This window comes from Mesorhizobium sp. P5_C1 (assembly GCF_054049815.1).
The window spans coordinates 1-920 of record NZ_JBFULQ010001145.1 but is presented as its reverse complement, the minus strand read 5'-3'; the positions used below and the strand labels follow the sequence as shown (position 1 = coordinate 920).

The 920-nt window shown below is 57.1% G+C and carries 2 protein-coding genes; one reads left to right on the top strand and one right to left on the bottom strand.

Annotation, left to right across the window (positions count from 1 at the left end; translation table 11 throughout):
* On the bottom strand, positions 1-490 hold a 490-nt coding region (locus ACXJ7R_RS34485), incomplete at its 3' end, for a LuxR C-terminal-related transcriptional regulator (RefSeq protein WP_457155696.1).
* Positions 491-674: 184 nt separating this feature from the next.
* Here ACXJ7R_RS34485 and ACXJ7R_RS34480 point away from each other — a divergent pair.
* Positions 675-920 (top strand): hypothetical protein (locus tag ACXJ7R_RS34480; RefSeq protein ID WP_457155695.1); only part of this gene is annotated, 246 nt, incomplete at its 3' end.

Here is a 920-nt window from a genome sequence, read left to right as displayed (position 1 = left end):
CCTGCAAGGTCCCCTCAAGTAGATAATCCGCATTCAGTTCCCGCCCGATGGATAGCACGTCATCGCGCCGTCCCTTGTACGAGAGCATGGTCTGGCGGGCGATGACCGCAAGGTCGGGGTAGCGAGCGAGGTCGACCATGATGTCCGCCGACAAGCCATCGGCCAAGCGGTTCCATCGCTCGTCCGCGCTCAGATTGTCGAAAGGGAGAACCGCAACGACTGTTGGCCCAGAAGCCTCTACCGAAAGGCCACCGGATGATGCCTGGCCCGTGTCTTGCTCGCGTTGGTCGGCAAGCAAGTTTGCAAGCGCTACTTTGCTGCGAATATCGAGTTTCCGGTATATGGCCGACAGATGGGTCCGAACAGTAGTCGGCGCTATGAAGAGCGTCTCGCCGATTTCACGGTAGGTCATCCCCTCGGCGAATTTTCCAGCGACCACCCGCTCCCGGTCCGACAGACTGGTCAGAGGATTGCTCACGGCGCGAAGCATCGCTTCAAGTCTCCGATTCGCTACGAGTTGTGGCCGACCCGGCACGGCAAAATACTACAGATGCGATCTCGAAAACACTGCATTTGCACGATGCTATCCGACCGCCACCAATTCTAGGCTTTCCTGTCGACGGGGTTTGGTCGGGTCGCAGAATCCCGATCCATTCAGGAAGCAGGAGGTGTCCATGACAAAGTCATCTATCTTTGCCGCAATGCTGGTGCTGCCTCTGTCGGTTGGACCGTGCTTGTCCGAAGGCACGCAATCTGGCGGCAAGCTGTGTTCCGAAGATGCTGTGAGAGCCGTTAGTGCCGAATTGTATTCCGACATTATGATCCGAGCGTGCAGGAACGGATGGCGCTACACTCGGAGCCAAATCGAGAACGTCTTCAAACTGCATCTCAGCGAGCTGAAATTGCAACTGGTCGATCAG